The following is a 23,863-nucleotide window of genomic DNA, read 5'->3' on the forward strand; positions in this document are numbered from 1 at the left end:
GGCGCTCCGGGACGGTTCGTGCGTGCTGCTGAACGGCGCCGACGACCAGGCGCTGCGCATCCGCGGCATCCTGCTGATGATCCTGGCCGGCTTCTGCTTCTCGGCACTCGACACCTGCGCGAAGCTGCTCGTGCTCGAGTTCAGCGCACTGCAGGTGGTGTTCGTTCGCTATCTGGGCCATTTCGCCTTCAACCTCGTCAGCGTCGGCCCCAACAACCTGCCGAAGCTGTGGCGGTCGAAACGTCCGGTGCTGCTCGTCGTGCGCGGCTTCCTCCTGCTCATCTCGACGATGTGCAATTTCCTGGCACTGCGCTACCTGGCCCTGTCGGAGACGGTCTCCATCCTGTTCGCGTCGCCGTTCCTGGTGGCCATCCTCGCGGGGCCGATGCTCGGCGAATGGATCGGACCGCGCCGGTGGATCGCGGTGCTGGTCGGGTTCGTCGGCGTGATCGTGGTGACCCAGCCGGGCACCGCGGGCTTCCAGTGGGCGGTGCTGCTGTCGGTATCCGCGACGATCGCCTATGCCTTCTATGCAATCGTCACCCGCACGCTTGCGGCATCCGATTCGAATTCGGTGCAGCAGTTCTACGCGTCGCTCATCCCGATGATCGCATTCCTGCCGATCATGCCGTTCGTGTGGGTCTGGCCGCAGGACCTGACCGCGGTGGCGCTGATGGTGGGCACGGGCCTGTTCGGCTATTTCGGCCACGGCTTCCTGATCAGTGCGCACCGATATGCGCCGGCGCCGATCCTCTCGCCGTTCGTCTACGTCCAGATCATCTGGATGACGGTGTTCGGCTTCCTGGTGTTCAACGACGTGCCGACGACGGCCAACATCGTCGGGGCGGGGATCGTCGTGGCGTCCGGCCTCTATCTGCTGCTGCGGGAACGCCGGGTGAAAGGCGGCTGAGCGCGGACAATGTTTTTCAACCGCTTCCGCAATTCCATCGGGCCGCGTTAGCCACTAGGTTTCATCCGCAGTGCATACGCTCCTGCGAATTCGACAACGAGGGGAACACGATGGCGAGACGGCATGTCCTCATGACCGGCCCGATGATGCGGACGGTCACGGACCAGCTCGATGCGGCCTTCGACGTCCACAAGCTGTGGGAGGCCGACGACCGCGAGGCGTTCCTCGGCGACATCGGCGACAGGATCGAGGCGATCGCGGTCGCACCGCACACGACGGTCGACAGCGCGCTGATGGAGCGGCTGCCCGGACTGAAGATCGTCTCGGTGTTCGGCGTCGGCTACGACAAGGTGGACGCGGCCTGGGCGGGGCAGCACGGCATCTATGTCTCGAACACTCCCGACGTGCTGACCGAGGAGGTGGCGGACACCACCCTCGGCCTGCTGCTGATGACGGTGCGCCAGCTGTCGGAAAGCGAGCGCTACCTGCGCAAGGGGCTTTGGGAGAAGGAAGGGCCCTTCCCGCTGACCAGGGCATCGCTGCGCGACCGGCGGGTCGGGATCATCGGCCTCGGACGCATCGGCAAGGCGATCGCGCGCCGTCTCGACGCATTCCGCGTCCCTATCGTCTATCACGGCCGCAACGAGCAGCCCGACGTGCCTTACGGCTATTATCCGAGGCTCGTCGACATGGCGCGCGACGTCGACATCCTGGTCGCCGTGGTGCCCGGCGGCGACGACACGGCCCACCTGATCGATGCCGAGGTCCTCGACGCGCTCGGTCCGGACGGTATCTTCATCAACGTCGGACGCGGCTCGATCGTCGACGAGGACGCGCTGATCACCGCACTCAAGGACAGGCGGATCATGTCCGCGGGCCTGGACGTCTTCGCCCACGAGCCGAAGGTGCCGGTCGAACTGACGGAGATGGAGCATGTGGTGCTGCTGCCGCATGTCGGATCCGCCTCGGTGCACACCCGCGCCCGGATGGGCCAGCTCTGCGTCGACAACATCGTGACCTATTTCGAGACCGGCAAGCCGGTGACGCCGGTTGCGGAGACGCCGCTGAGGGGCTGAGGCGCGGTTTCGGCGTTGACACGCGGCCGCGGCCGGTATTCGGATGGGCGCGTCAATCGCCGGAGGGTGTCGCAGATGCGCATGGGAATAGCCCTGGTCTTCATGCTCGGCCTGACCGCAGGCGCGGCCGCCGAACCGAACGAAGACCTGATGGACCTCACTCAGGGGCTGTGGTCGCTGGCCGGCGAAGGCGAACAGGGCTGCGACATCACGCTGGGCGACCGGCCCGCCAAGGAAGGCGCGCGGGTGATCGACGACGCCGGCGACTGCCGCAACGTCATCCCGGGCATGTCGAGCGCCACGGCCTGGCGGATCGAGGAGCCCGGCACGCTGGTGTTCCTGTCGGACACCGGCAAGGTGCTCCTGAAGCTCCAGCACGACCAGGCTCAGGGCGAGTTCAGGGCCGACGACCAGGGCCAGACGCTCGTCATGAGCCCGCTCGACTAGGATCCCGCTGCGGGCGGTCGCCAGATCGTCAGGGAAACGTCGGCATCGCCGTCGAGAACCTCCCGCGCTCCCGGCACGAGACCCGCCGACAGCAGCGCATCGACTGCCGTATGCCGTTCGTCTAGACCCGAAAACAGCCGCGTTCCACGACCAACCGTCGCGCGTTCGGCCCGGGCGAGATGGAATTCGTCATAGCCGAGCTTCAGGAAGAAATCGAAGACCCGCCGGCCTCCCGGCACCGCCAGCACGCCGCCGCTGCGATGGATGTCCGGCGGCAGCACACGCTCGAGGGCCTGGCCGAGCGGCAGTCCGGCGGGGTTCCAGAGCCAGTTGTCGCCGTCCGCTTCCAGCGCCGCGACCCCGCCCGTCAGCACCAGGCGGCGCCGGCGTGCGACATTCGGGTTGGCCTCGTGACCGAGCCGGCCAAGAACGGTGACAGCCGCCGCGTCCAGCATCGCCTGGAAGCGGACCCAGTCGGCCTCGTTGCGCAGCGCCTTCGGCGTCAGTCCGTCGGGCCCGGCGATGCAGTCGTCCGCCGAAACGATGGCGTGACCGTGGAAGCGGAACCGGCGATCGAGGCGGTGAACCGCGCGGAGCCCTTCCGTCTCCGTCCCCGACGACCCGGCAGCTTCGACAGGCGACGGCAAACTCAGGCGATCTTGAAGTTCGTGATCGCCGACAGGCCTTCGTTGACGTCGAAGACCTTGGCGCGAATGTCCGTCACGCCGAACGAGGCCAATCGCGCCGAATGCATGTCCCTGTAGGCAAGCGCGCTCGGCTCGTCGGCGAAGCAGTAGATGCCACCGGCGATCCCCTCGGCCTCGTTCTCGGTCCAGACCTTCCAGACAAGGCCGGGTTCGGCAGCGATGCTCTCGGCAAGGTCCTTCAGAGCCCTTGCCCCCTCCTCGCCCCAGGGGCCGGGATACGGGAAGTCGAACTGCAGGATCGTCGCCATCGCTGATTTCCCTCCAGGATCACTGTCTAGTCTGCTATCCGGCCGCCGAGCTCGTCCTCGATATGGACCCGGATGATCGAATCGAAATCCGGATCGGTGGTGAAGCCCAGTTCGACGGATTTCTGCGGATCGAAGTTCTGCGGCCAGCCGGCGACGATCCTGCTGATGAACGGGTCCGGCTCGAACCGCACCCTGTCCGCCACCTTGTCACCGGCAACGCGCCGGAGGCTGTCCAGCATCTCGCGGATCGAAACGCAGTGTCCCGGCATGTTCAGGTTGCGGCGCGGGCCGACCTCCTCGCCGTCGAGACCGGCGGCGTGCACCAGGAAGCCGGCGGCTGCCCGCGGGCTCGCTACCCAGTGCCGGACCGTATCGTCGACCGGACAGACCGCCTCTATCCCGGCCAGCGGCTCGCGCATGATCCCGGAGAAGAACCCGGATGCCGCCTTGTTCGGCTTGCCGGGCCGGATGCAGATGGTCGGCAGGCGAATGCCGATCCCGTCGACGAAGCCCTTGCGCGTGTAGTCGGACAACAGAAGCTCGCAGCAGGCCTTCTGCGCACCGTAGCTGGTCAGCGGCTGATGGAAGAAGTCGTCGGGAATGGGTTCGGGGAAAGGGGCGCCGTAGACGGCGATCGAACTGGTGAAGACAAGTCGCGGCACGTTGCCTGCCCGGCGCACCGCCTCCAGCAGGTTCCATGTTCCGGTCAGATTGACGCGGTATCCCTTGTCGAAATCCGTCTCCGCTTCACCGGAAACCACGGCGGCGAGATGATAGATCACCTGCGGGTGACCGGAGACGAGATTGTCGGCCTCGCCCGGGTCCGACAGATCGGTCGTGCGGGTCTCGACGGCGAATGGGGCATCCGGCGGCACCGTCGGCTCGACGACGTCCTGCAACGTCACGCGGTCGATCTTCTCGCCGTTCAGCGTGCCTTCGCGGGCCAGCCGCTCGACGAGCTTGCGGCCGATCATGCCCCCGCCGCCGGTGATGAGGATATCCATGGATTGTACTCCTAGAGCGCGAAGCCGCCGTCGACGAGATGGATCTGGCCGGTCGTGTAGGACGCCTCGTCGGAGGCGAGGTACACCGCCAGCATGGCAACCTCCTCGGCCGTACCGAGGCGGCCCATCGGCTGCCGGTCGATGAAGGCCTGCCGGACGACGGCCTCGTCCTGCCCCGTGTCCGCGGCCTGCGTCGCGATGCGCTGGTCGAGCGACGGCGACTGGATGGTGCCGGGGCAGATGGCGTTGCAGCGGATTCCCTGGCGGATGAAATCGGCCGCCACCGACTTCGACAGGCCGATCACGGCCGCCTTGGTGGCACCGTAGGCATAGCGGTTCGGAATGCCCCTTACCGATCCCGATCCAGAGGCGACATTGACGATCGATCCCGCCCCCTTCTTCAGCATGCCGGGCAGGAAGGCGCGTATGGTACGGTGCATGGATTTCACATTGAGATCGAAGGAGAAGTCCCAATCGTCCTCGGAGCACTGCAGCACGGTGCCGTGGTGGACGTAGCCGGCCGCGTTGAACAGGATGTCGACGGTGCCGACCTCGCGGGCGACGTCCTGCACCGCGGCGGTATCGCGCACATCCAGTCGCATGGTCTGCGCCCCGACTTCACCCCTGAGTTCGCCGACCTTTGCTTCGTCCAGGTCGGTGGCGATGACCCTGGCACCTTCGCTCGCGAATGCGATTGCCGTCGCCCTGCCGATTCCGTTCGCCGCCGCCGTCACGAACGCGGTCTTGCCCTGCAGTCGCCCAGCCATCACATCCTCCCGACCATAGCCCGTTTTCCCTCGGCCCGGTCTTTCTGCCGGGCCGGTTGAAGCGTTAGTCTGTCGCCGCCCGCAACGCAACTGCGGTCCGCAAATTGGCGTGCCGTCCATCAGGAGCATCAAGTTGATCAAGGATCTCGACCCGCTCGACCAGGAGCCGGCACCCGTCTCGGTGCAGAGCGACGAACTGTTGGCCCCGGTCACCGCAGAGCAGGAAGGGGCCTTGAAGGCCGCCGCCCTGATGGGCCTTGCGCTCGCCGGTTTCGAAGCCGTCGTCGCCCTGCTGATCGGGTCCGTGGCCGTAATGGCGATCGCCATCGATTCCTTTCACGATGCGCTCACGGCGGGAACGACGCTGGTGCTGGCGGGCCGCCATCGCCGCCTGTACCGGCTCGCGGCCGTCGTCGTCTCGGTGCTGATCGCCTTCGCCTTCCTGTGGATGATCTGGATCGGCTTCACCCGCTTCGGGGTCGGGCGCATTCCCAGTCCCTGGCTGATGATCGCCGTTGCCGTCATCTCCCTGGCGGTCAACCTGATATCCGCCTGGCGACTGCGGGTGTTTTCGTCCGGCGACGACGATGTCCGCTGGGTCTGGCGGCAGACCCGCTGGGACTTCGCCGCCGACCTCGGCGTCATCGTCGCAGCACTGGCCATTTCCGATTTCGCCCAGCGCTGGCCGGACCTCGCCGCGGGCCTGCTGATCGCCGCGTTCAACATCTGGGGCGTCTGGAAGCTGGTGCGCTCGATGTGGGAGCAAGAGGCTGGGGATCTGAATTCGGCGGGCAAATAGCGATCCCGCCTCCGATCGAATTCCTGCCTTTCCGTCAGCCCAGCCTCTTCGACAGGTGTACGGCGCGCCGGTCCGGCATTGCCTCGATCTCGGCGATACCGAAGCCCTTGCGCCTGTACCAGTCGACGTTCGAGACGAGCTTCTCGCCGGTGATCAGGCGCAGTTCCGGCAGCTCCAGCGAGCGGGCGCGCGATTCGGCCGCAGACAGCAGGGCGTTGCCTGCGCCCTTGCCCATCCTGTCAGGCGCGACACCGATGCTATCCACGTACAGATGATCCCGATGGGGAGTGACGATGAGGACACCGGCGAGGTCTTCACCTTCCTCCAGCAGCCAGACCTCCGCATCCGCGAAGACGGCCCGGTAGTCCCACTGCAGCGGGATGGGCGTGACCCCGAGGATCTGCCCGTTGCCCGCGTAGGCCGCCTGCTGAAGCGCCTCAACGGCATCGAGATCGGCAAGATCGGCCCGGCGCAGCGCGTGGACGCCAGACTGCAGCGACGCAGCATTCAGCGTCGACAGCCTCCACTGCTGGCTGCCGTCGATCCCAAAGTTGCCGCCGTCGAGAAACCGACGGTAGGCAGCCTTCACGGAAGGCCACTCGTCGTCGGTGATCGAAAACCAGGCGGTATCCCGGTTGCGGCCCTTGACGACCAGGTGCTTGCGGAACACGCCTTCGAACCGGAACCCCAGCCGGGCGGCGGCGCGCCTCGACGGGGCATTGCCGTTGTCGCACTTCCATTCGTAGCGCCGGTAGCCGAGATCGTCGAAGACCCGGCAGGCAAGCAGATACATTGCCTCGGTGGCACCCACCGTGCGCTGCAGCAGCGGCGAATAGCAGATGTGGCCGGTCTCGATCACGCCGTGCTCCGGGACGATCCGCATCAGGCTCGCCACGCCGGCCGCTTTGCCGGTGCTGAGATCGATGATGGAATGGAAGAGCGGATCGTCCGAGGTCATCACCGTCCGGGCATGGGCCCGGTAGGCGTCCAGGTCGGCAAAGGGACCGTAGGGGAGATAGGTCCAGAGCGTCCCGTCGGCGTCCAGCCGGTAGGCCTCGAACAGGTCGCGCGCATGCGCATCGGCATCGAACGGCTCGAGCCGTACCAAGCGGCCTTCCATCGGCTCGCGCGGCGGGCGCGGACGTCCCGTCCAGCCTGACAGGTCTTCGGGTTTGCGGCTCATGTCATCACTCGATCCTGCCGGACGGATTTGGCGTCGGCCCCGTGTAGGCTTCGCGCCACTCGCCTGTCTTTTCGTCGATGTCGTCCCAGGCTTCCATATCCTCGTCGCCGCGATACATGGCAAACGGCCGCAGCTTGGCGACATAGTGCGCGATCAGCCCGTCCGGGCGGTACCTGGCCGGGTCGTAGCGGTTCCAGTGGACGATCTGCGCGAGCGGCCGGCGCCACCTGTAGGTGACGTCCTTTTCCGGATATCCGATGGGGATCGTGCCGTAGGCAACGAGCGAGTCCGGATAGCCGAGAAGTTCGGCCAGTTCGCGATTGGTCGTCGCCTCGCCGCCGCCCGACAGCCAGGCCGACGTCAGTCCGCACGCCGTCACGGCGAGCTGCACGTTCTGGATCACCGCACCGATGGAGGCGAGCAGGATGTTCTCGTTGTTGGCCCGGTACTCGTCCTCCCATTCGGAATCAGTCGCATTGGGGAAGGATGCCTTCCAGCGCGGGTCGCCGAGGACGATGAGGATCGCGACCGTATTGGCGAGATAGGTCTTCTTGACCGCCGGGAACCCCTTCACATGGGCGATCAGCCGGTTCGACTGGCGCAGGAAGACCTCCAGGACCCTGTCGCGCATCTCCGGATCGTCGACGATCACCAGGTCGAAGCACTGGGTGTTGGCACCGGTCGGCGCCCACCGCGCCGCTTCCGCGATCCTTTCAAGCGTGCCGCGCGCCACGGTGCGCCCCTTCTCGAAGCGGCGGACGCTGCGGCGGCGCCGGATCACGTCGAACAGGCTGGAAAAACGCGCTTCGGATCCGCTATCCGGCAACACGGCACACCCTCCCATCGTCGTTTTGCCGACGCTACGCCAAGGGAACCGGCAGCTGCAACCGATCGCGCCGCGCCGACGCGATTTGCGAGTTGTGCGAATCGCTTAGCAGCAATCGCTGCCACGCGGATTCACCGACTTAACAAACTGATTCAATCCCTTCACATATTGATTCAGGCATCGAAGACCGCCCCGTGACCGGCTCGACTGCCGGAGACCCTACGGTCGCCCTGCTGCGGCCCGGCAGCCGACGGGAAGCCACCGGCGCCCCGCTTGTTTCGCATGGCGGCAATGCGGCCGGTCGCGATTGCCGCATGGCCGGGCCGCGGCTAAACACGGTCCATGCAACCGCGCGCCCGCAGTCCCCAAGCATTTGCCCGATGGCCGCAGCCGCGCATCTGACGACGTTCCTGAAGACGCTCACGACTGTGGCGATCGGCGGCGTCAGCGGATGGGTCGCCTCCCGTCTCGGCCTGCCGCTGGCGTGGATGATGGGGTCGATGCTCACGGTCGGCCTGATCGGCATGTTCGGCATCAAGATCGGCGGGCACGGCGTCGAGGTGCCGCATTGGCTGCGCACCAGCATGATCCCCATCATCGGCGTCATGCTCGGCTCCGGTTTCACCCCGACCGTGGTCGCCGGCATCGGCGAATGGTGGGTGACCATGCTGGCGCTGATCGTGTTCATCCTGCTCGCCTCGGCGGTCGCCTACCAATTCTATCGGCGCGTGTTCGGCTTCGACGCGATCACCTCGTACTTCTCGTCGATTCCCGGCGGCCTCATCGACATGGCGATCATCGGCGAAGCGGCCGGCGGCGACGGGCGGTCGATCTCGCTGGTCCACTTCGCGCGGATCCTGGTCTCGGTGCTGACGATACCGTTCCTGATGCAGTGGCTCTACGGACCGATCGGCCACCAGGCCATCCACCCCGGCGCCTCGTCGCTGGAGATCGAACTCGTCGATGTGGGGCTGCTGACCGCCTGCGCGGTCGTCGGCTATTTCGGCGGCCGCGCCATCCGCCTGCCCGGCGCGCAGATATCGGGGCCCCTGTTCCTCAGCGCCATCGCGCACGGCACCCAGCTGACGGCGGCCAGTCCGCCGGATTTCCTCATCGCCGTTGCCCAGATCGTCGTGGGGTCGTCGCTGGGGGCGCGCTTCGCCGGCGTCTCGGTGCGCGCGGCAGGCAAGGTCATGCTGGCATCGATGTGCGCAACCGCGCTGATGTTCGCCGTGACGATCGCCCTCGCCCTGTCGCTTGCGACCTTCGTCGACGAACCGCTGCCCGCGCTGATCCTCGCCTACTCGCCGGGCGGCGTCGCCGAGATGAGCCTGATCGCCCTGTCGATGAATGTCGGGGTGGCCTTCGTCACGGCCCACCACATCGCCCGCATCGCGCTGTCGGTGGGAATGATGCCGCAGATCTGGCGCAGGGTGGTGGCGCCGCGGGTGGCGGCGAGCTGACGCCTAGAACTTCCCGCCGGTCCTGAAGCCGCCGCGGCCGCCGCCGAAGCCGCCGCCGAAACCGCCCCCGGTACGGAAGCCGCCGCGCCCGAAGCCGCCGCTGCGGCCCGGGCGGGGACGGAAGATCGTACCGCCGCCGCGCGACGGGCGGCCCCAGACATCGCCGCTGCTCGGACGCGAGGGGCCAGGCGTGTACCGGCCGCGGCGGCGCAATTGCGCCCAGACCACGGCTGCATTGATGGCGCCGCGCAGCAGTCCCTTGAGAACGTCCTCGACCATGTCGTCGTCGAATTCCCAACGCTCGTCGTCGTAGCGCTCGCCCACGAACCGGCCGCGCAGCTCGGCCAGTTCGGCGAGCTTGTGCTCGAGGTCGCGCTCGACCCGCTGCAGACGCTCCAGGTCGTGCTCCCGGTCCTCGATGTCCTCGCGAAGGTCGTCGATCTCCTCGACCAGCCGCTCGTCCGCCGGATCGGGCGTCAGCATCGCGGCGCGATGCAACTGCGACAGCCTGGTATCCCGCAGCGCCGACACCAGGGCCTCGATCGCCTCCCTGGAGGCTTCGTCCTCGCCGCGGTTGATGGCCGCGCGCTTGGCCTCGAGCGCAGTGCGGGCGGTGGCCTGCTCGATGACATTCCGGGCGAGATCGGCCAGAGCGGCTTCGTCGGCGGCGAGCTTCTTCGCCTGGTCAAGTATGCCAGCCGCCGCCCTCTGCCCGGCCTCGAAATCCTCCAGCCGGTCGGCTTCCGTCTCGGCGGCGGCGCGGGCGCGTTCGGCATGCTCGCCGAGCCGCTCGGGCAGTTCCAGCAGCATGTGGTAGTTCGGCCGCGCCTCCTGGAAGCGCACCAGCCGCGCCACCCAGCGGTCGAGCATTCGAACGAGCCCGCGGCCGCGGTATTCCGAGGTGCCGAAGCCGCGCTTCCACAGATACATGAACAGGGAATCGTCCTCGTACGGCCGGCCCTTTTCCGTCCTGTCCTCGCGGGCGAGCTCGGCCTTGCGCTCGGCCTCCAGGGCGACCCGCTCGGCGGCTTCCACCTCGGCGATCCGGGCCTGGTAGCCGGCGTCTTCCGACAGCCGGGCAATGAGCCGCGCATCGGCCTCCTCGACAGTGGCGCGAAGCTCCGCGATCTCGTCCGTCAGGCGGACACGCTCGGCTTCGAGGCGGTCGATGTCGGCATCGGCGGCCGCGATCTGCTCGGCAAGCCCCTGCAGGGCCTTGTCGCGCGCTGCGCGCAGGCGGCGCAGCTCCTTTTCGGCGCGGTCGAGCGATCGGCCCACGGCGGCGGCACCGTCCTGGTCGAGCCGGAACACGGCGAGCTGCCGAAACGCCTCCAGCTCGCGGGTGCGCATCGCGGCGATGCGCGAGCCGGCCTCCGCGATCTGCCGCTCGACGTCGGCCTCCTCGTCGCGAAGCTTGCGGACTTCGGCATCGATGCGGCGCAGGGTGGCAGGGCCTTTCGACATCTCTGCGTCCGCCTACCAGGCCGTGATCGCGCCGCCGGACACGGGCATGCGGTACTCCGGATCGAGGACCCCGCGCCGTTTCTCGCCCAGCACGTCGTTCTGGATGATGCCGTCGTCCTCCTTGTCGGCCCGCACCTGCGCGAACGTGGATTCCGGCACCCGGACGCCCCACTGCGTGACCGGGGCGACCTCGCCGGTCTCCTCGCTGGCGACCCGCACCGTCACCGGTTTGCCGGACCTGTCGATCGCCTCGACGATCAGGTAGTAGTTGCGCGCCGCCTCGTTGGCGTCCGGGATCCGCCAGACGCCGGACGTCGCGCCGGGCCGCGAGACGATGCGCAGGTCGTACTGCTGGTTCAGGCGGTCCTGCAGGGCCTCGAGTCCGACGACCGCCGCGCGGGCGTCCTCGGCATTGCCCGCAGCAAGCGCCCGCCGCCCGTCGGCGCGCAGCGCTTCGGCCATTTGCAGGGCTGCCGGCGACTCAGTTCCCGATTCAATCGCCTCGTACAACCCATTGATCCTGTTCGGCAAAGTCTCCGACAGCTCGATGCGCAGCGCCTCGGCCCGCTGCTCGCCCGGCACGGTGACCAGGAAGTGCCAGGCGGCCCACGCGACGAGAACGGCGGCGACGAGGGCCAGCACCGCCCTGCCCCAGGAGTGACGGCGGACATAGAGACGGGCAAGCGCCACCGACATGCCGGACGCGGGTGGCGTGTAGACGAAGCGCTGCTCCTTGAGCGCCTTCACGCCCTCGGCAAGGATCGCGTCGGTGACCTCTATCCCCTGCGAGGAATAGATCTCGCGCAGACGGGCGATCAGCTGTCGGTCGCGCTCCTCCTCGTTCAGCTCGCGGGCAACGAGGTTCTCGCGATGGCGCAGCGTATCGACCACGTCCATCGCCAGCATGACCTCCTCCAGCGGCCGCTTCGACAGCGTCCCGTTCCGGGGCGCCGCGGGGGCGGCCGATGCCGGGATGTGCGTCTGGGCCGGGTCCGCCATGCTGGGTGCTATCCGTCGCCGTCTCGTCGGCCGGGTCGCCGGTCAGCGCGCCATCAGCGCCGCGCCCTCGGCGGCAAGCCGGGCCATGCGCTTCTTGCCGTCCTCGACCGCCTCGCGGATCTCACGGGAGTTCTCCGTGGAGAGCCTGCGCATCTCGGCGATGATCTCGCCGGAGCGCTCCTGGAAGGTGACGACGGAATCGACCAGGCTCTTGACGGCATCGGCCCGCACGGTCGGGCCGTATCCGGCCTTGAGCGCCGCGTCCTGGACCTGGTTGCCGATCTCGCCGAGGGTCTCCAGGCTCTTCGAGACGCCTTCCTTCATCGCATCCAGCGTCTTCGTCGATTCGTGCAGGCCGAACAGACCCGTGAACGACGCCTTGAGGGCGGTCAGCACCGTCTCGTTGGTGGAGAAGAAGCTGATCGCCTGCTGATAGACCCGCTCCTTGGCGCTGGTCGTCTGCATCAGCCGGGCCATCACCACTTCCGAGGTGTTGTAGCCGATGGTCAGGTTGTCGGAGAGATCCTTGGCGATCTGGTAGCGCTTGTCCTCGGTCTGCGTGAGGCGAAGCTGCTCGTCGCGGGCAAGTTCCAGGCGGGCGCGCTCCGCGGCATCCGCCTCGGCGGCGGCGGCGACCCTGGCGGAGGCGTCCTCGAGTGCCTTCCTGGCGTCGTCGAGCCTGGCCTGGGCGCTTGCCAGCACTTCCAGCGCCAGCACCTCGGCATTCTTCAGCGCGCCGCGAAAATCGCGATAGGCCTCCAGGATGATCTGCTCGCGCTCGATCTGCTCCTTGGTGTCGCGGGCCACCTCCAGATAGGTGTCCCTGATGCCGTCGAACCGCTCGGCGATATCGCCGCGGCTGACCTTCATCCAGACGTTTTGCATCCGCTCCCAGGAGCTGATGGAACCGTCGGCGAGCTGGTCGACCATTGCCTTGGCGTCCTCGCGAATGGAATCGAAGGCCGCCGTTATTTCGTCGTACCGCTCGCCGATCGTCATGGCAGCGATCTGTTCGCGCACGATCTCGTTGAAAAAGGAGGCCTGCTGGAGCGTGCGGGCTATGATGACGGTCTTGTCGGGCTCGAGGTCCGAGATCTGGTTGAGCAGCGCCACGATCGGGGCGTCCTGCCCCTCCTGTGGAACGAGACCAAGGTCGCGCAGCGAGGACATCGCTCGGTCAAGGTACTGCATAGGGCTCAAAGAGGTGGTCTCGCTCATGTCTCGCTCCCTCGATCCGGCCGCCCGGCCGGCTTCCACATTCGCCGCCGGAAGGCGGGCGATCAATGGCACACTTGCAGCCGCCTATGCCAGAATTGCGACCGCAGTCCTTACTGTACCGGCAAATATTCGAAAAATTATCTTTTGAGCTAACATATTGCCCTGATGCTGGAGATCCCCCTCGCCTTTATCCTCGTCAGTTCGGGACTGCTGATACTGGCCGTCCTGACGAGCCTTATCGCCTTCCGGATCGGCGCGCCGCTGCTGCTGCTGTTCCTGGGGATCGGCCTGCTGGTGGGCGAGGACGGCCTCGGCCTGAACTTCGACAACGCTCCCATCGCCTACTTCATCGGGTCGGTGGCGCTTGCCGTGATCCTGTTCGATTCCGGCTTCAACACACGCTTCGAGACCGCGGCGCGCGCTGCCTGGCCGGCGCTGGTGCTTGCCACCGTGGGCGTGCTGCTAACGACCGGCCTGGTCGGAGTGGTCGTCCACTACCTCTCGGGACTGTCCTGGCGGGCCTCCCTGCTGCTCGGCGCGATCGTCAGCTCGACGGACGCCGCCGCCGTGTTCTTTCTGCTGAGGGTCGGCGGCATAAGCATCCGCGACCGCGTGCGCTCGACGCTGGAGGTGGAATCCGGTTCGAACGACCCGATGGCCGTGTTCCTGACGGCAACGCTGGTCGACATGATCGTCGCCGGCCCGGAGGTCGGCGCTCCGGTGATGACCTTCCTGCAGGCGTTCGTGATGCAGATCGGCCTGGGCACGGTCCTCGGTATCGCCGGCGGCTGGCTGATCGTGCGGCTGGTCAACCGGCTGAAGCTGGAGCCGGGGCTCTATCCGATCATCGTGCTGGGGTTGTCGCTGTTCCTGTTCGCGATGGTGAGCCTGATCAACGGCAGCGGCTTCCTGGCGGTCTACATCGCCGGGATGATGACGGGAAACATGGGCCGGCAGGGGATGCCGCTGCTTCGCCGGTTCCAGGACGGCCTGACATGGCTCGCGCAGATCACCATGTTCCTGATCCTCGGGCTCCTCGCCACGCCCTCCGACTTCGGGCGGATCGCGGTCCAGGGCCTGGTGGTCGCATTCTTCCTGATCTTCCTGGCGCGGCCCATCGCGGTATGGCTGTGCCTGCTGCCGTTCCGGTTCACCCGCGAGGAGACCGCCTTCATATCCTGGGTCGGACTGCGCGGCGCCGTCTCGATCCTGCTGGCGATCCTGCCGATGATGGCGGCGATCCCGGCGGGGCAGGCGTTCTTCAATATCGCCTTCGTCATCGTGCTGACGTCGATGATCCTGCAGGGCTGGACGATCCGGCCGGTGGCAAGGCGGCTCGGGCTCGTCGTGCCTCCCGAGATCGGTCCGGTGGAAAAGGTCGAACTCGAACTGCCGGGACGGGCCACCCACGAACTCGTCGTCTACCACATCGCAGCCGACAGTCCGGTGGCGACGGGCGAGCGAATCCCGCGCTGGGCGCGGCCCTCGCTGATCGTGCGCGACGGCCGGTCGATGAAGCAGCAGGAAGCGGGCCAGCTCCGGGTCGGTGATTTCGTCTACATCTTCGCGGTGCCGCGCTACGTCCGGCTGCTCGACCGGCTGTTTGCCAGCCCCGTCGCCCTCGAGGCCAACGACCGCGACTATTTCGGCGATTTCGCGCTCGACGGCGATGCCAGGATGATCGACATCGCGCGCGAATACGGGATTCCGGCCGAGGACGATTTCGGCGAGACGACTCTGGCGGAGTTTCTGATCGCGAAGATCGGCGGCGATCCGCACCGCGGCGACCGCACGACGCTCGGTCCGGTCGAACTGATCGTGCGCGACCTGGACGACAACGACGAGATCGAAACCGTGGGCCTCAGCCTGACGCCCTCGGAAACGACGCGGCGGCGGCTGCCGCTGTTCCAGAACTTCGACGAGATCGCGCTGGCCGCGCGCGACCGGTTGCGGGGCTGGAGCGGCCGCGGCACATCCGGCCTCGCCCTGCCCGCCCCCGACCGGGAGCCGGAGCCGGCAAGGATCGAGCCGCCCGCACCCGAACCATCCGGGGCCGGGCCGGCAACCGGTCCCACGCCCGAAGGATCCGTGGCGCCCGACGTGAATGCGCCTGCCGATACGGATGTAGACACCTCACCCGCGGAGCCCGAAGTCCCGCCCAAAGCGGCCGCAAGAGCCGCAGCCAAGCGACCCGCGCGCAACGCGACGCCGGCCAAGCCGGCCAAATCGCCAGCTTCGAAAGCCGGCCGGCCAGCCGCGGCGAAGAGGAAGTCCGCCCGGCCACCTCGGGGAAACGCGCGGAAGAGTTCGCCCTGACCTTCGTCGCGGTCGAAATCGGTACTCAGTTGGCGCGCTCGACGTCCTGCCGGTAGCGGCGCATCCATTCCAGGCTGGTCTCGTCTGCAAGCCTGGCAACGCCTGCCCTGATGTCTCCGGGCCTCGGCAGCGGAATGTCAAGCGCCTCGCAGATGCGCAGCAGCGCTGCGGCCGGGTCGGCGGCCAGCCGTTCGTAGCCGATGCGCAGCGGTTCGATGGCCTGCTGGTGGAACCACGTGCTCCACTCCGCATCGAAGCTCTCCAGCTTGACGACTTCCCGCCTGATCCGCTCGAAATCGTACTTGGGGTCCCGCGGCGGGCCAATGCGCTCGATCTCCGTGCCGTCGGGCGCGACGTGCCACAGGCCGGTCTGCTCGGCTTTGACGTAGGAAACCGCCTGCGCGAGCTTGTCTTCGCGAAACAGGTGGACGTAGAGCACCTTTCCGAAGGCGCGCTCGAAGCGCGACCGGTCGCTGGCCAGCCCCGGGTGGATCCGGTCGAGGATCTCCGACAGCTCGTGCAGGTTCTCCTTCATGAGGCGCAGGCCGAAAATGGCCGTATCACCCCTCCCCGCCGCGACAGCCGCGTCGAGATAGGCGACCTCGAAGGCCGCTTGCTCAAGGGTTCCGGGAGCGGGCAGTCCCCACTCCTCGGCCCACATGCCGATGAACCTGCGCCCGTAGTAGGAGTCCGGACGTCCCGCCGCCTTCGTCGAGGCCAGCATGTCGCACAAGAGCGTGCTGCCAGTTCGCGGCGTACCGCAGAGGATGTAGGCGTCGAACGGCATCCGCGCTCATCCGACCGCGGCCAGTCCGGGAAAGGTCTCCAGCAGCCAGTAGGACAAGGTCGCCATCTGGCCGGTCAGGAACATCACGCCGGTCAGCACCAGCAGCGCTCCCATGGTCTTCTCGACCTTGCCCATATGGGCCCGGAAGCGCTTCATCAACCGCATGAAAGGTCCGGCAAACAGCGAAGCGGCAAGGAACGGCAGGCCGATGCCGAGAGAATAGACGGCCAGCAGCATGGCGCCGGAGCCGACCGTATCCTCGGTGCCAGCGACGAAGAGGATCGCGGCAAGCACCGGGCCGACGCAGGGCGTCCAGCCGAAGGCGAAGGCAAGTCCGATCAGGAATGCGCCGACCAGGCCGGCGGGCTTGCGATCGACATGGACGCGCGCCTCCCGGTACAGGAAGCCGATCCGGAACACGCCGAGGAAGTGCAGCCCCATCACGATGATGATGGCGCCGGCGACATAGGCGAAGATGTCCAGATACTGCATCACCACCCGGCCGATGATCGAGGCGCTGGCGCCAAGCGCCACGAAGACGGCGGTGAACCCGAGCACGAATGCGAGCGAGGAGAAAAAGATCCTGGCGCGGGGCACATCGTCCCGCTCGTCGCCGGTCAGTTGATCGAGCGTCACCCCGGCAAGGAAGCACAGGTAGGGCGGCACCAGCGGCAGCACGCAGGGCGATACGAAGGACAGCAGCCCCGCGATGAACGCTCCCCAGATCGTGACGTCCAGTCCCATGCTCCACTCCACCTTGCCGACTCGAAACCACGCATGCGTGCTGTTATATACGGCCCAGGCTGGAATACCGGAGGGCGACAGGTCGCCTCAATGCCAATGATTCTGAAAATCGTCACTTTCGCTCTCGCCACCGTGATGGCGGTGCCGGCCGTGTCCGCCGAACTGCTGATGTTCGAGGAGGACGGCTGCATCTGGTGCGCGCGCTGGGACGCCGAGGTCGCACCCGCCTACGCCCGCAGCGAGGAAGGCCGGGTGGCGCCGCTCGTGCGCATCGACCTGCGGCGAGATCCGTTGCCGGACACCCTGCAACTCAACGGCAGGGTCCGCTACACGCCGACATTCGTGCTGGTCGACGGCGGCAGGGAAGTCGGCCGTATCACCGGCTATCCGGGCGAAGACGCGTTCTGGGGCCTGCTGGACGAGCTGATCGGCAATCTCGACCAAGGTTCGCCGCCGCCGCTCGATTCCGCCCGGTCGATTCCCGCGCCGCTGCCGCAGGCGGAGGATGTCTCGTACCGCCGACCGGCGCAGCCCGCGGGTTAACCCGGAGCCAGCAAACATGCCCCCGACCGCAACACTCGAAGCTGCCCGGCCGCACGATCTGGAACGGATGTTCGGCAGCGCCAGGCAGGCGAGCGGCCTGCTCAAGGCGCTGTCGCACGAGAGCCGGCTGCTGATCCTGTGCATCCTGTCGCAAGGCGAGAAATCGGTGACCGAACTGGAGGAGATCCTCGACATGCGGCAGCCGGCCATCTCGCAGCAGTTGGCGCGGCTGCGCTTCGACGGGCTCGTCGAGACCCGCCGCGAGGGCAAGGCGATCTACTACACGATCGCCAGCAAGGAAGCCGAGCGCGTCATCGCGGTGCTCTACGACATCTACTGCGGGACCGGGGACGCGTGAGCTGCCGCGACCGGTGAGCGGCACGGGATGCGCGGATTTGTCGTCTGTCTGAGCCGCACCGCGCGACCTAAACACTCCGGCGACCATGACTTCCAGCGCCGCGACCGGACCGCGCCCAGGCAGCACGACTTTCTTCAATTCCGGTCGCTCAAGCCCCCTTCGCCTGCGCGACACTCGAGGAGCCCGGTAATGTTCAAGCGTGCCATTCTCGCTGCAATCGCGGCCCTCGCGGTGACCCTGCCGGCCCACGCCGACGGCGACGCGGAGAAGGGCGAAAGCGTCTTCAAGAAGTGCCGCGCCTGTCACGAAGTCGGCGACGACGCCAAGAACAAGGTCGGTCCGAGGCTGAACGACCTGTTCGGCCGCACCGCCGGCACCGTGGAAGACTTCAAGTATTCCAGCGCCATGCAGGAAGCCGGCGAAGGCGAGCTGATCTGGACCGAGGAGACGGTGGGTGCCTATCTCGCCGATCCGCGCGGCTACATTCCGAAGAACCGGATGGCCTTCCCGGGGTTGAAGAAGCCCGAAGAGGTCGCTGACGTGATCGCCTACCTGAAGCAGTACAGCAGCCAGTAGCCTGCCGACCCGACAGCCCCCCCCCCGCGCCGCGGCACTTTCCGAAGCCGGCCCTTAGTTGCGGGCCGGCTTTTGCTTTCCATGGTCGCCGGCCGGGCTCCGCCCGCCGCGGCTCGCCACTCCCGTCGGTGCGCCGAAATGTTGACACATTATTCCCGCTGATTATATGTCGCACCAACATATGCTCGACGAGAATATGAAGATACGAAATATGATCCGTCACACGCCCGGGACCATCCCGACGGGGAGAGCCTGACCATGAACGCCCGCACCCTTTGCCTCGCGATTCTCAATTTCGGGGAAGCGACCGGCTACGAGATCCGCAAGAAGTCGATCGAGGGCGAGTTCAGCTACTTCGTCGACACCAGCTTCGGCGCGATCTACCCGGCGCTCAGCCGCCTGACGGACGAAGGGCTGGTCGAATGCCGCGACGAGGTGCATCCGGGCAAGCCGGCGCGCAAGGTCTATTCGATCACGCCCAAGGGCCGTGACGCGTTCGTCGATGCGCTGAACCAGCCGATCGAACAGGACGTGTTCAAGTCTCCGTTCCTGCTGACGGCGATGTGCTGCGAATTCGTCGATCCCAAGCACATGGCCAAGGTGATCGACGAACGCATCGAATACCTGAAGAACAAGCTGGAGTTCCTCAGCGCAGCCAAATCAGATTGCGACATGCCCGGCGCCGCATGGACGCTGCACTACGGCAGCGCGGTGTTCGAGGCCAGCTACGAGTATCTGGTGAAGAACCGTGACGCGCTGATTGCGATGTCCGGTTCCGCGCAGTCGGCCGAGGCGGCCGAGTAGACCGCGCGGCGGGATCGCATTGGAGCTTCGAGATGCGTAGTTCATATATCTGGGCGCTGCTCATCATGGTCGCGATCGGCGGCTGGCTCGCATCGGGCCAGGTCATCATCGGCGGCCAGGGCGACAAGCCCGGCCCCTCGGACGCGGTCGAGGCGGCTGACGGCGCCCTGCCCGTGGATGCCGATGCGTCGGACGACAGCAAACCGTTCCGCGTGCGCGTCCGGACGCTGTCCGCCATCGACCGTACTGCCGAACTGAAGATCCGCGGTCGCACCGAAGCCGACCAGCGCGTGGAACTGCGCGCCCAGACGGCCGGGCTGGTGGAGCGGATCGACGCCCAGAAGGGCGCGAGCGTGAAGGCAGGTGAGGTCATCTGCAAGCTCGAAGCCGGCAGCCGCGACGCCCATCTTCTGCGCGCGCAGGCCGGCGTCGAGCAGGCGCAGCTCGACTACGACGGCGCCAGCCAGCTCAGCGAGAAGGGCTACGCGGCCGAATCCCGGGTCCGGGCGACCAAGGCGGCACTGGACGCCGCCAGGGCGACGCTCTCGGAAATGAAACTCGATATGGAGCGAACCTCCCTGCAGGCGCCCTTCGATGGCGTGATCGACGACATTCCCGCGAAGATCGGCACTCTTCTCAACGTAGGCGACCTCTGCGCCGAGATCGTCGCGGCGGACCCGCTGCTGGTGGTTGCCCGGGTTTCCGAACGCGATGTCGGCAAGCTCGAAGTCGGCATGCCGGGCACGGCACGGCTGGTCACGGGCGACACGGCGGAAGGAACGGTAAGGTACATCGCGCCGTCGGCCGACGAGGCGACCAGGACGTTCCGCATCGAACTGGAGGTCGACAACGCCGATCACAAGCTGCGCGACGGCGTGACCTCGGAGATCGCGATACCGCTCGAGACCACCAAGGCGCATCGGTTCTCCCCCGCAATCCTGACCCTCGACGACAAGGGCGTGATGGGCGTCCGTACTGTCGACGATGACAACCGCGTCGGATTCGAACCGGTCAAGATCCTGGGCAACGAGGATGGCACGATCTGGGTGTCCGGACTGCCCGAACGCGTGACCGTCATCACCGTCGGCCAAGAATACGTCATTCCCGGTGAACTGGTGGAGCCGGTATTCGAAACCGCCCGGAACGACACCCAGGCAGGTGCGGCGGCATCCGAAGGCGTCGCGGGAGACGTTGCGAGATGATGCAGGGCCTCGCAGCGATACTGGGGCACCGCCGGACCGTCCTGACACTCCTGGTGGCAATGGTCATCGCCGGGATGATGGCCTATGTGAGCCTGCCCAAGGAAGCCAATCCGGATATCGACGTTCCGGTCTTCTACGTCTCCGTGACGCAGCAGGGCATCTCGCCGGAGGACGCCGAGCGGCTGCTCGTGCGGCCGCTGGAGACGCAGCTGCGCGGCCTCGACGGCCTCAAGGAGATCACCGGCATCGCCTCAGAGGGCTACGGCGCGATCCTGCTTGAGTTCAACGTGGATTTCGACAAGGACGCCGCCCTCGCCGACGTGCGCGCCAAGGTCGACCTGGCCAAGGCCGACCTGCCGAACGATGCCGACGAGCCGCAGGTGTTCGAAACCAACTTCTCGCTGCTGCCGACGATCGTCGTGACGTTGTCGGGCAACGTGCCGGAGCGCACCCTGCTGCAGCACGCGCGGCGGCTGCAGGACGAGATCGAAGGCATTTCGACGGTGCTGGAGGCCAAGCTGGTCGGCCATCGCGAGGAACTTCTCGAGGTCGTCATCGACGCGACGCGTCTCGAATCCTACGGCGTGACCCAGGAACAGCTCATCCGTGCCGTGTCGGCGAACAACCAGCTGATTCCTGCCGGCTTCCTCGACAGCGGGTCCGGCAAGTTCAACGTCAAGGTGCCCGGCCTGTTCCAGACGGCGACGGATGTCTACGGCCTCCCGATCAAGGTCGACGGCGACGCGGTCGTGACCTTGTCGGACATCGCCGAGATCCGCCGCACATTCACCGACCCGACGGCCTTCAGCCACTTCAACGGCGAGCCGGCCATCGCCATCCAGGTGGTCAAGCGGCTCGGCACCAACATAATCGACAACAACGAGCAGGTCCGGCAGGTCGTCGCCGAGGCGACCGCGAACTGGCCGGAGACGATCTCGATCGGGTTCACGCTGGACCAGTCCGAGTTCATTTCCGAAGTCCAGGGCTCGCTGCAGTCGTCGATCCTGACGGCGATAGCACTCGTCATGATCGTCGTGGTCGCCGCGCTCGGCATGCGTTCGGCAATACTCATCGGCCTCGCCATCCCCACCTCTTTCCTGATCGGCTTCCTGATCGTCGGCCTGCTCGGCATGACGGTGAACATGATGGTCATGTTCGGCCTGGTGCTCACTGTCGGCATGCTGGTCGACGGGGCGATCGTCATCGTCGAGTACGCCGACCGGAAGATGGCCGAGGGCATGGAGCGGCAACAGGCCTACACGCTCGCCGCGCAGCGAATGTTCTGGCCGATCTTCTCGTCGACGGCGACGACGCTCGCCGCCTTCCTGCCGATGCTGTTGTGGCCCGGCGTTTCCGGCGAGTTCATGAGCTACCTGCCGATCATGGTGATCATCGTGCTGTCGGCGGCGCTGCTCACGGCGCTGGTGTTCCTGCCGGTGCTCGGCGGCCTCTTCGGCAAGACCGCGGCGAAACCTCACCAGGTCGAGGAAGCCCGCAAGCTGGCCGGAAACAGCGACGTCGACTACTCTGAGATCCGCGGCTTTACCGGACTGTACGTCCGTTTCCTGAAGCGCGTCGCCGGCCATCCGATCGGGCACGTGCTGGTCATCGCCGGCGCGATCGGCTCCGCCATCATGGTGTTCTCGTATTTCGGCCAGCACAACGCGGGGGTCCAGTTCTTCGTCGACGAGGAGCCGCAGCAGGTCGTGGTACTGGTGCGAGGCCGGGGCAACCTGTCGGCCTATGAACAGCGCGAGCTGGTCAACGAGGTAGAGGAAGAGATCCTTCAGGTCTCGGGCATCGATGCCCTGTTCACCACTATCGGAAAGTCGGTCGGCGGCGGCGGTGTCGATGTCGGTGGCGTGCAGGACAAGCCGAACGACGTCATCGGCGACATGATGATCGAGCTGTCGGACTATTGCTGCCGGCGCAATGCGGAAGACATCTTCGCCGAGATCCGCGAGCGGGTGGCGCCGATCGCGGGGATCATCGTCGAGATTCGCCAGATCGAGGGAGGGCCGCCGACAGGCAAGGACCTCCGCCTGGAAATCACCGCAAACACCCACGACCAGGCGAAGCAGATCGCTGCAATCGTTCGCGACCATCTCGAAACCGGGATGGAGGGACTGCGGGACATCGAGGACAGCCGTTCGCTGCCCGGCATCGAGTGGGAGCTGACCGTGGACCGCGAGGAGGCCGGACGCTTCGGCGCCGACGTCCAGTCGGTCGGCGCGATGATCCAGCTCGTCACCAACGGCATCCTGGTCGGCAAGTACAGGCCCGACGACTCCGACGACGAGATCGAGATCCGGGTGCGGCTGCCGGAGGACGAGCGAAACATCGACCGTCTCGACACCCTGCGCATCTCGACCCCGGGAGGTCTCGTACCGATCCGCAACTTCGTCGAGCGCGATGCGCAGCCTCTGGTGTCCTCTATCACCCGGCAGAACGGCCGCTTTTCATTTGAGGTGAAGGCCAACGTACTGAAGGAACAGGGTATCCTGCCGGACGACAAGGTGCGCGAGCTTCAGACCTGGCTGGACCAGCAGGATTTCCCGGTTGGCGTTTCCTACCGGTTCCGCGGTGCGGACGAAGAGCAGAAGGAGGCGCAGGACTTCCTGGGCAAGGCTGCGCTCGCCTCGATGTTCATCATGTTCGTCATCCTGGTCACCCAGTTCAACTCGTTCTACCAGACGTTCCTGACCCTCTCGACGGTGATCATGTCGGTGGTCGGCGTGCTGATCGGAATGCTGGTCACCGGCCAGAAGTTCTCGGTGATCATGACGGGTACCGGCGTCGTGGCCCTAGCGGGCATCGTCGTCAACAACGCCATCGTGCTGATCGACACCTACAACCACCTGCGCCGGGAGGTCGGCCTGGCCGGCCTCGACGCGGTGCTGAGGACGTGCGCCCAGCGACTCAGGCCGATCCTCCTGACCACGATCACGACGATCATGGGCCTGATACCAATGGCGCTGCAGATCAACTTCGACTTCTTCAACCGCGTCATCCAGGTCGGAGGCATAACCTCGATTTGGTGGGTGCAGCTGTCGACCGCCGTGATCTCCGGCCTGGCCTTCTCGACACTGCTGACGCTGATCGTCATCCCGACCATGCTGGCGCTGCCGTCGGTCTGGGCCGAACGCTGGACGAACTGGCGAGAGCGCCGGCGCGGCGGGCCGGTCCGCCAGGACGACACGGCACCGCCGGAGGCCGAGCCCGCCCTGCCGCAGGCGGCCGAATAGAGTTCCGGACGGGCGCTGCGTCCAGGGCCGTTCGCCCCTCTGATCGACCCTGGCGCGCGCGGAGTTCCCGCCACGAACGCGCGCACCATGGCGGGTCGTTCGTCCTCGATGTCGACGGCCCCGGTATCGGGCAGCTTTCCGGCAGGTCGGAACGATGTCGGGGAAACCGAGGGCGAT

The 23,863-nt window shown here is 66.7% G+C and carries 23 protein-coding genes; 12 read left to right on the plus strand and 11 right to left on the minus strand.

The annotated features are described in order from the left end of the window. The first annotated feature begins 22 nt into the window (after positions 1-22). From V3328_RS15360 to V3328_RS15370, 3 genes are all read left to right on the plus strand, one after another. Positions 23-910 (plus strand): DMT family transporter, encoded by an 888-nt coding sequence (locus tag V3328_RS15360; RefSeq protein ID WP_340330565.1) that lies wholly within the window; start codon positions 23-25, stop codon positions 908-910. 110 nt (positions 911-1,020) lie between these two features. Next, positions 1,021-1,986: a 2-hydroxyacid dehydrogenase gene (locus tag V3328_RS15365; RefSeq protein ID WP_340330566.1), complete on the plus strand. Its 966-nt coding sequence runs from the start codon at positions 1,021-1,023 to the stop codon at positions 1,984-1,986. A gap of 75 nt (positions 1,987-2,061) precedes the next feature. Next, positions 2,062-2,433 carry an AprI/Inh family metalloprotease inhibitor gene (locus tag V3328_RS15370; protein WP_340330567.1) on the plus strand — a complete coding sequence of 124 codons (372 nt, stop codon included), beginning with the start codon at positions 2,062-2,064 and terminating at the stop codon, positions 2,431-2,433. On the opposite strand, the gene V3328_RS15375 is transcribed toward V3328_RS15370, so the two are convergent. From V3328_RS15375 to V3328_RS15390, 4 genes are read right to left on the minus strand one after another with little or no spacing between them, the layout of a single operon-like run. Continuing rightward, positions 2,430-3,080 carry a dihydrofolate reductase family protein gene (locus V3328_RS15375; RefSeq protein WP_340330568.1) on the minus strand — a complete coding sequence of 217 codons (651 nt, stop codon included), beginning with the start codon at positions 3,078-3,080 and terminating at the stop codon, positions 2,430-2,432. The two genes, V3328_RS15370 and V3328_RS15375, sit on opposite strands and share 4 nt — an antisense overlap. 2 nt (positions 3,081-3,082) lie before the next feature. Then, complete coding sequence (locus V3328_RS15380) at positions 3,083-3,388, minus strand: monooxygenase (protein WP_340330569.1); 306 nt, start codon at positions 3,386-3,388, stop codon at positions 3,083-3,085. Between the two features lie 26 nt (positions 3,389-3,414). Continuing rightward, a complete protein-coding gene (gene denD, locus V3328_RS15385) occupies positions 3,415-4,392 on the minus strand; it encodes a D-erythronate dehydrogenase (protein WP_340330570.1) in 978 nt (325 codons plus the stop codon). 11 nt (positions 4,393-4,403) lie between these two features. After that, positions 4,404-5,159, minus strand: a complete 756-nt coding sequence (locus V3328_RS15390; RefSeq protein WP_340330571.1) for an SDR family oxidoreductase — start codon at positions 5,157-5,159, stop codon at positions 4,404-4,406. Positions 5,160-5,292: 133 nt separating this feature from the next. Here V3328_RS15390 and V3328_RS15395 point away from each other — a divergent pair, with 133 nt between their 5' ends. Next, entirely contained in the window at positions 5,293-5,958 is a 666-nt protein-coding gene (locus V3328_RS15395) for a cation efflux transmembrane domain-containing protein (RefSeq protein WP_340330572.1), read from the plus strand. A 34-nt stretch (positions 5,959-5,992) separates the two neighbouring features. On the opposite strand, the gene V3328_RS15400 is transcribed toward V3328_RS15395, so the two are convergent. Continuing rightward, positions 5,993-7,141 carry a GNAT family N-acetyltransferase gene (locus V3328_RS15400; RefSeq protein ID WP_340330573.1) on the minus strand — a complete coding sequence of 383 codons (1,149 nt, stop codon included), beginning with the start codon at positions 7,139-7,141 and terminating at the stop codon, positions 5,993-5,995. A gap of 4 nt (positions 7,142-7,145) precedes the next feature. Next, on the minus strand, positions 7,146-7,970 hold the full coding sequence (locus tag V3328_RS15405) for a nitroreductase family protein (protein WP_340330574.1): 825 nt from the start codon (positions 7,968-7,970) through the stop codon (positions 7,146-7,148). Positions 7,971-8,347: 377 nt separating this feature from the next. Between V3328_RS15405 and V3328_RS15410 the strand changes: the two genes are divergently transcribed. Further along, positions 8,348-9,430 (plus strand): AbrB family transcriptional regulator, encoded by a 1,083-nt coding sequence (locus V3328_RS15410; RefSeq protein WP_340330575.1) that lies wholly within the window; start codon positions 8,348-8,350, stop codon positions 9,428-9,430. Positions 9,431-9,433: 3 nt separating this feature from the next. Here V3328_RS15410 and V3328_RS15415 read toward each other — a convergent pair whose 3' ends face one another. Genes V3328_RS15415 through V3328_RS15425 form a run of 3 tightly spaced genes read right to left on the minus strand, consistent with a single transcriptional unit; the run spans position 9,434 to position 13,111 of the window. Next, positions 9,434-10,894 carry a coiled-coil domain-containing protein gene (locus V3328_RS15415; RefSeq protein ID WP_340330576.1) on the minus strand — a complete coding sequence of 487 codons (1,461 nt, stop codon included), beginning with the start codon at positions 10,892-10,894 and terminating at the stop codon, positions 9,434-9,436. 12 nt (positions 10,895-10,906) lie between these two features. Next, positions 10,907-11,893 (minus strand): DUF6384 family protein, encoded by a 987-nt coding sequence (locus V3328_RS15420; RefSeq protein ID WP_340330577.1) that lies wholly within the window; start codon positions 11,891-11,893, stop codon positions 10,907-10,909. Between the two features lie 42 nt (positions 11,894-11,935). Further along, positions 11,936-13,111, minus strand: a complete 1,176-nt coding sequence (locus V3328_RS15425; RefSeq protein WP_340330578.1) for a cell surface protein — start codon at positions 13,109-13,111, stop codon at positions 11,936-11,938. Positions 13,112-13,276: 165 nt separating this feature from the next. Between V3328_RS15425 and V3328_RS15430 the strand changes: the two genes are divergently transcribed. Beyond that, positions 13,277-15,427: a potassium/proton antiporter gene (locus V3328_RS15430; RefSeq protein ID WP_340330579.1), complete on the plus strand. Its 2,151-nt coding sequence runs from the start codon at positions 13,277-13,279 to the stop codon at positions 15,425-15,427. A 25-nt stretch (positions 15,428-15,452) separates the two neighbouring features. On the opposite strand, the gene V3328_RS15435 is transcribed toward V3328_RS15430, so the two are convergent. Together V3328_RS15435 and V3328_RS15440 are read right to left on the minus strand one after the other, a co-directional pair. Further along, a complete protein-coding gene (locus V3328_RS15435) occupies positions 15,453-16,214 on the minus strand; it encodes a Stf0 family sulfotransferase (RefSeq protein WP_340330580.1) in 762 nt (253 codons plus the stop codon). Between the two features lie 6 nt (positions 16,215-16,220). Next, positions 16,221-16,958 carry a cytochrome c biogenesis CcdA family protein gene (locus V3328_RS15440; protein WP_340330581.1) on the minus strand — a complete coding sequence of 246 codons (738 nt, stop codon included), beginning with the start codon at positions 16,956-16,958 and terminating at the stop codon, positions 16,221-16,223. Between the two features lie 90 nt (positions 16,959-17,048). On the opposite strand from V3328_RS15440, the gene V3328_RS15445 reads away from it, so the two are divergent. From V3328_RS15445 to V3328_RS15470, 6 genes are all read left to right on the plus strand, one after another. After that, complete coding sequence (locus V3328_RS15445) at positions 17,049-17,501, plus strand: thioredoxin family protein (RefSeq protein ID WP_340330582.1); 453 nt, start codon at positions 17,049-17,051, stop codon at positions 17,499-17,501. 67 nt (positions 17,502-17,568) lie between these two features. Next, positions 17,569-17,859 carry a metalloregulator ArsR/SmtB family transcription factor gene (locus V3328_RS15450; RefSeq protein WP_378759066.1) on the plus strand — a complete coding sequence of 97 codons (291 nt, stop codon included), beginning with the start codon at positions 17,569-17,571 and terminating at the stop codon, positions 17,857-17,859. A 189-nt stretch (positions 17,860-18,048) separates the two neighbouring features. Then, positions 18,049-18,435, plus strand: coding sequence for a c-type cytochrome (locus V3328_RS15455; protein WP_340330584.1), 387 nt, complete (start codon positions 18,049-18,051; stop codon positions 18,433-18,435). Between the two features lie 258 nt (positions 18,436-18,693). Next, positions 18,694-19,239: a PadR family transcriptional regulator gene (locus V3328_RS15460; RefSeq protein WP_340330585.1), complete on the plus strand. Its 546-nt coding sequence runs from the start codon at positions 18,694-18,696 to the stop codon at positions 19,237-19,239. Between the two features lie 32 nt (positions 19,240-19,271). After that, on the plus strand, positions 19,272-20,441 hold the full coding sequence (locus tag V3328_RS15465) for an efflux RND transporter periplasmic adaptor subunit (RefSeq protein ID WP_340330586.1): 1,170 nt from the start codon (positions 19,272-19,274) through the stop codon (positions 20,439-20,441). After that, on the plus strand, positions 20,438-23,686 hold the full coding sequence (locus V3328_RS15470; protein WP_340330587.1) for an efflux RND transporter permease subunit: 3,249 nt from the start codon (positions 20,438-20,440) through the stop codon (positions 23,684-23,686). Before V3328_RS15465 ends, V3328_RS15470 begins: the two co-directional genes overlap by 4 nt. Positions 23,687-23,863 lie beyond the last annotated feature (177 nt).

Origin of the sequence: Microbaculum marinum (assembly GCF_037855135.1) — a bacterium.
In the GTDB taxonomy this organism is placed as follows: domain Bacteria; phylum Pseudomonadota; class Alphaproteobacteria; order Rhizobiales; family Tepidamorphaceae; genus Microbaculum; species Microbaculum marinum.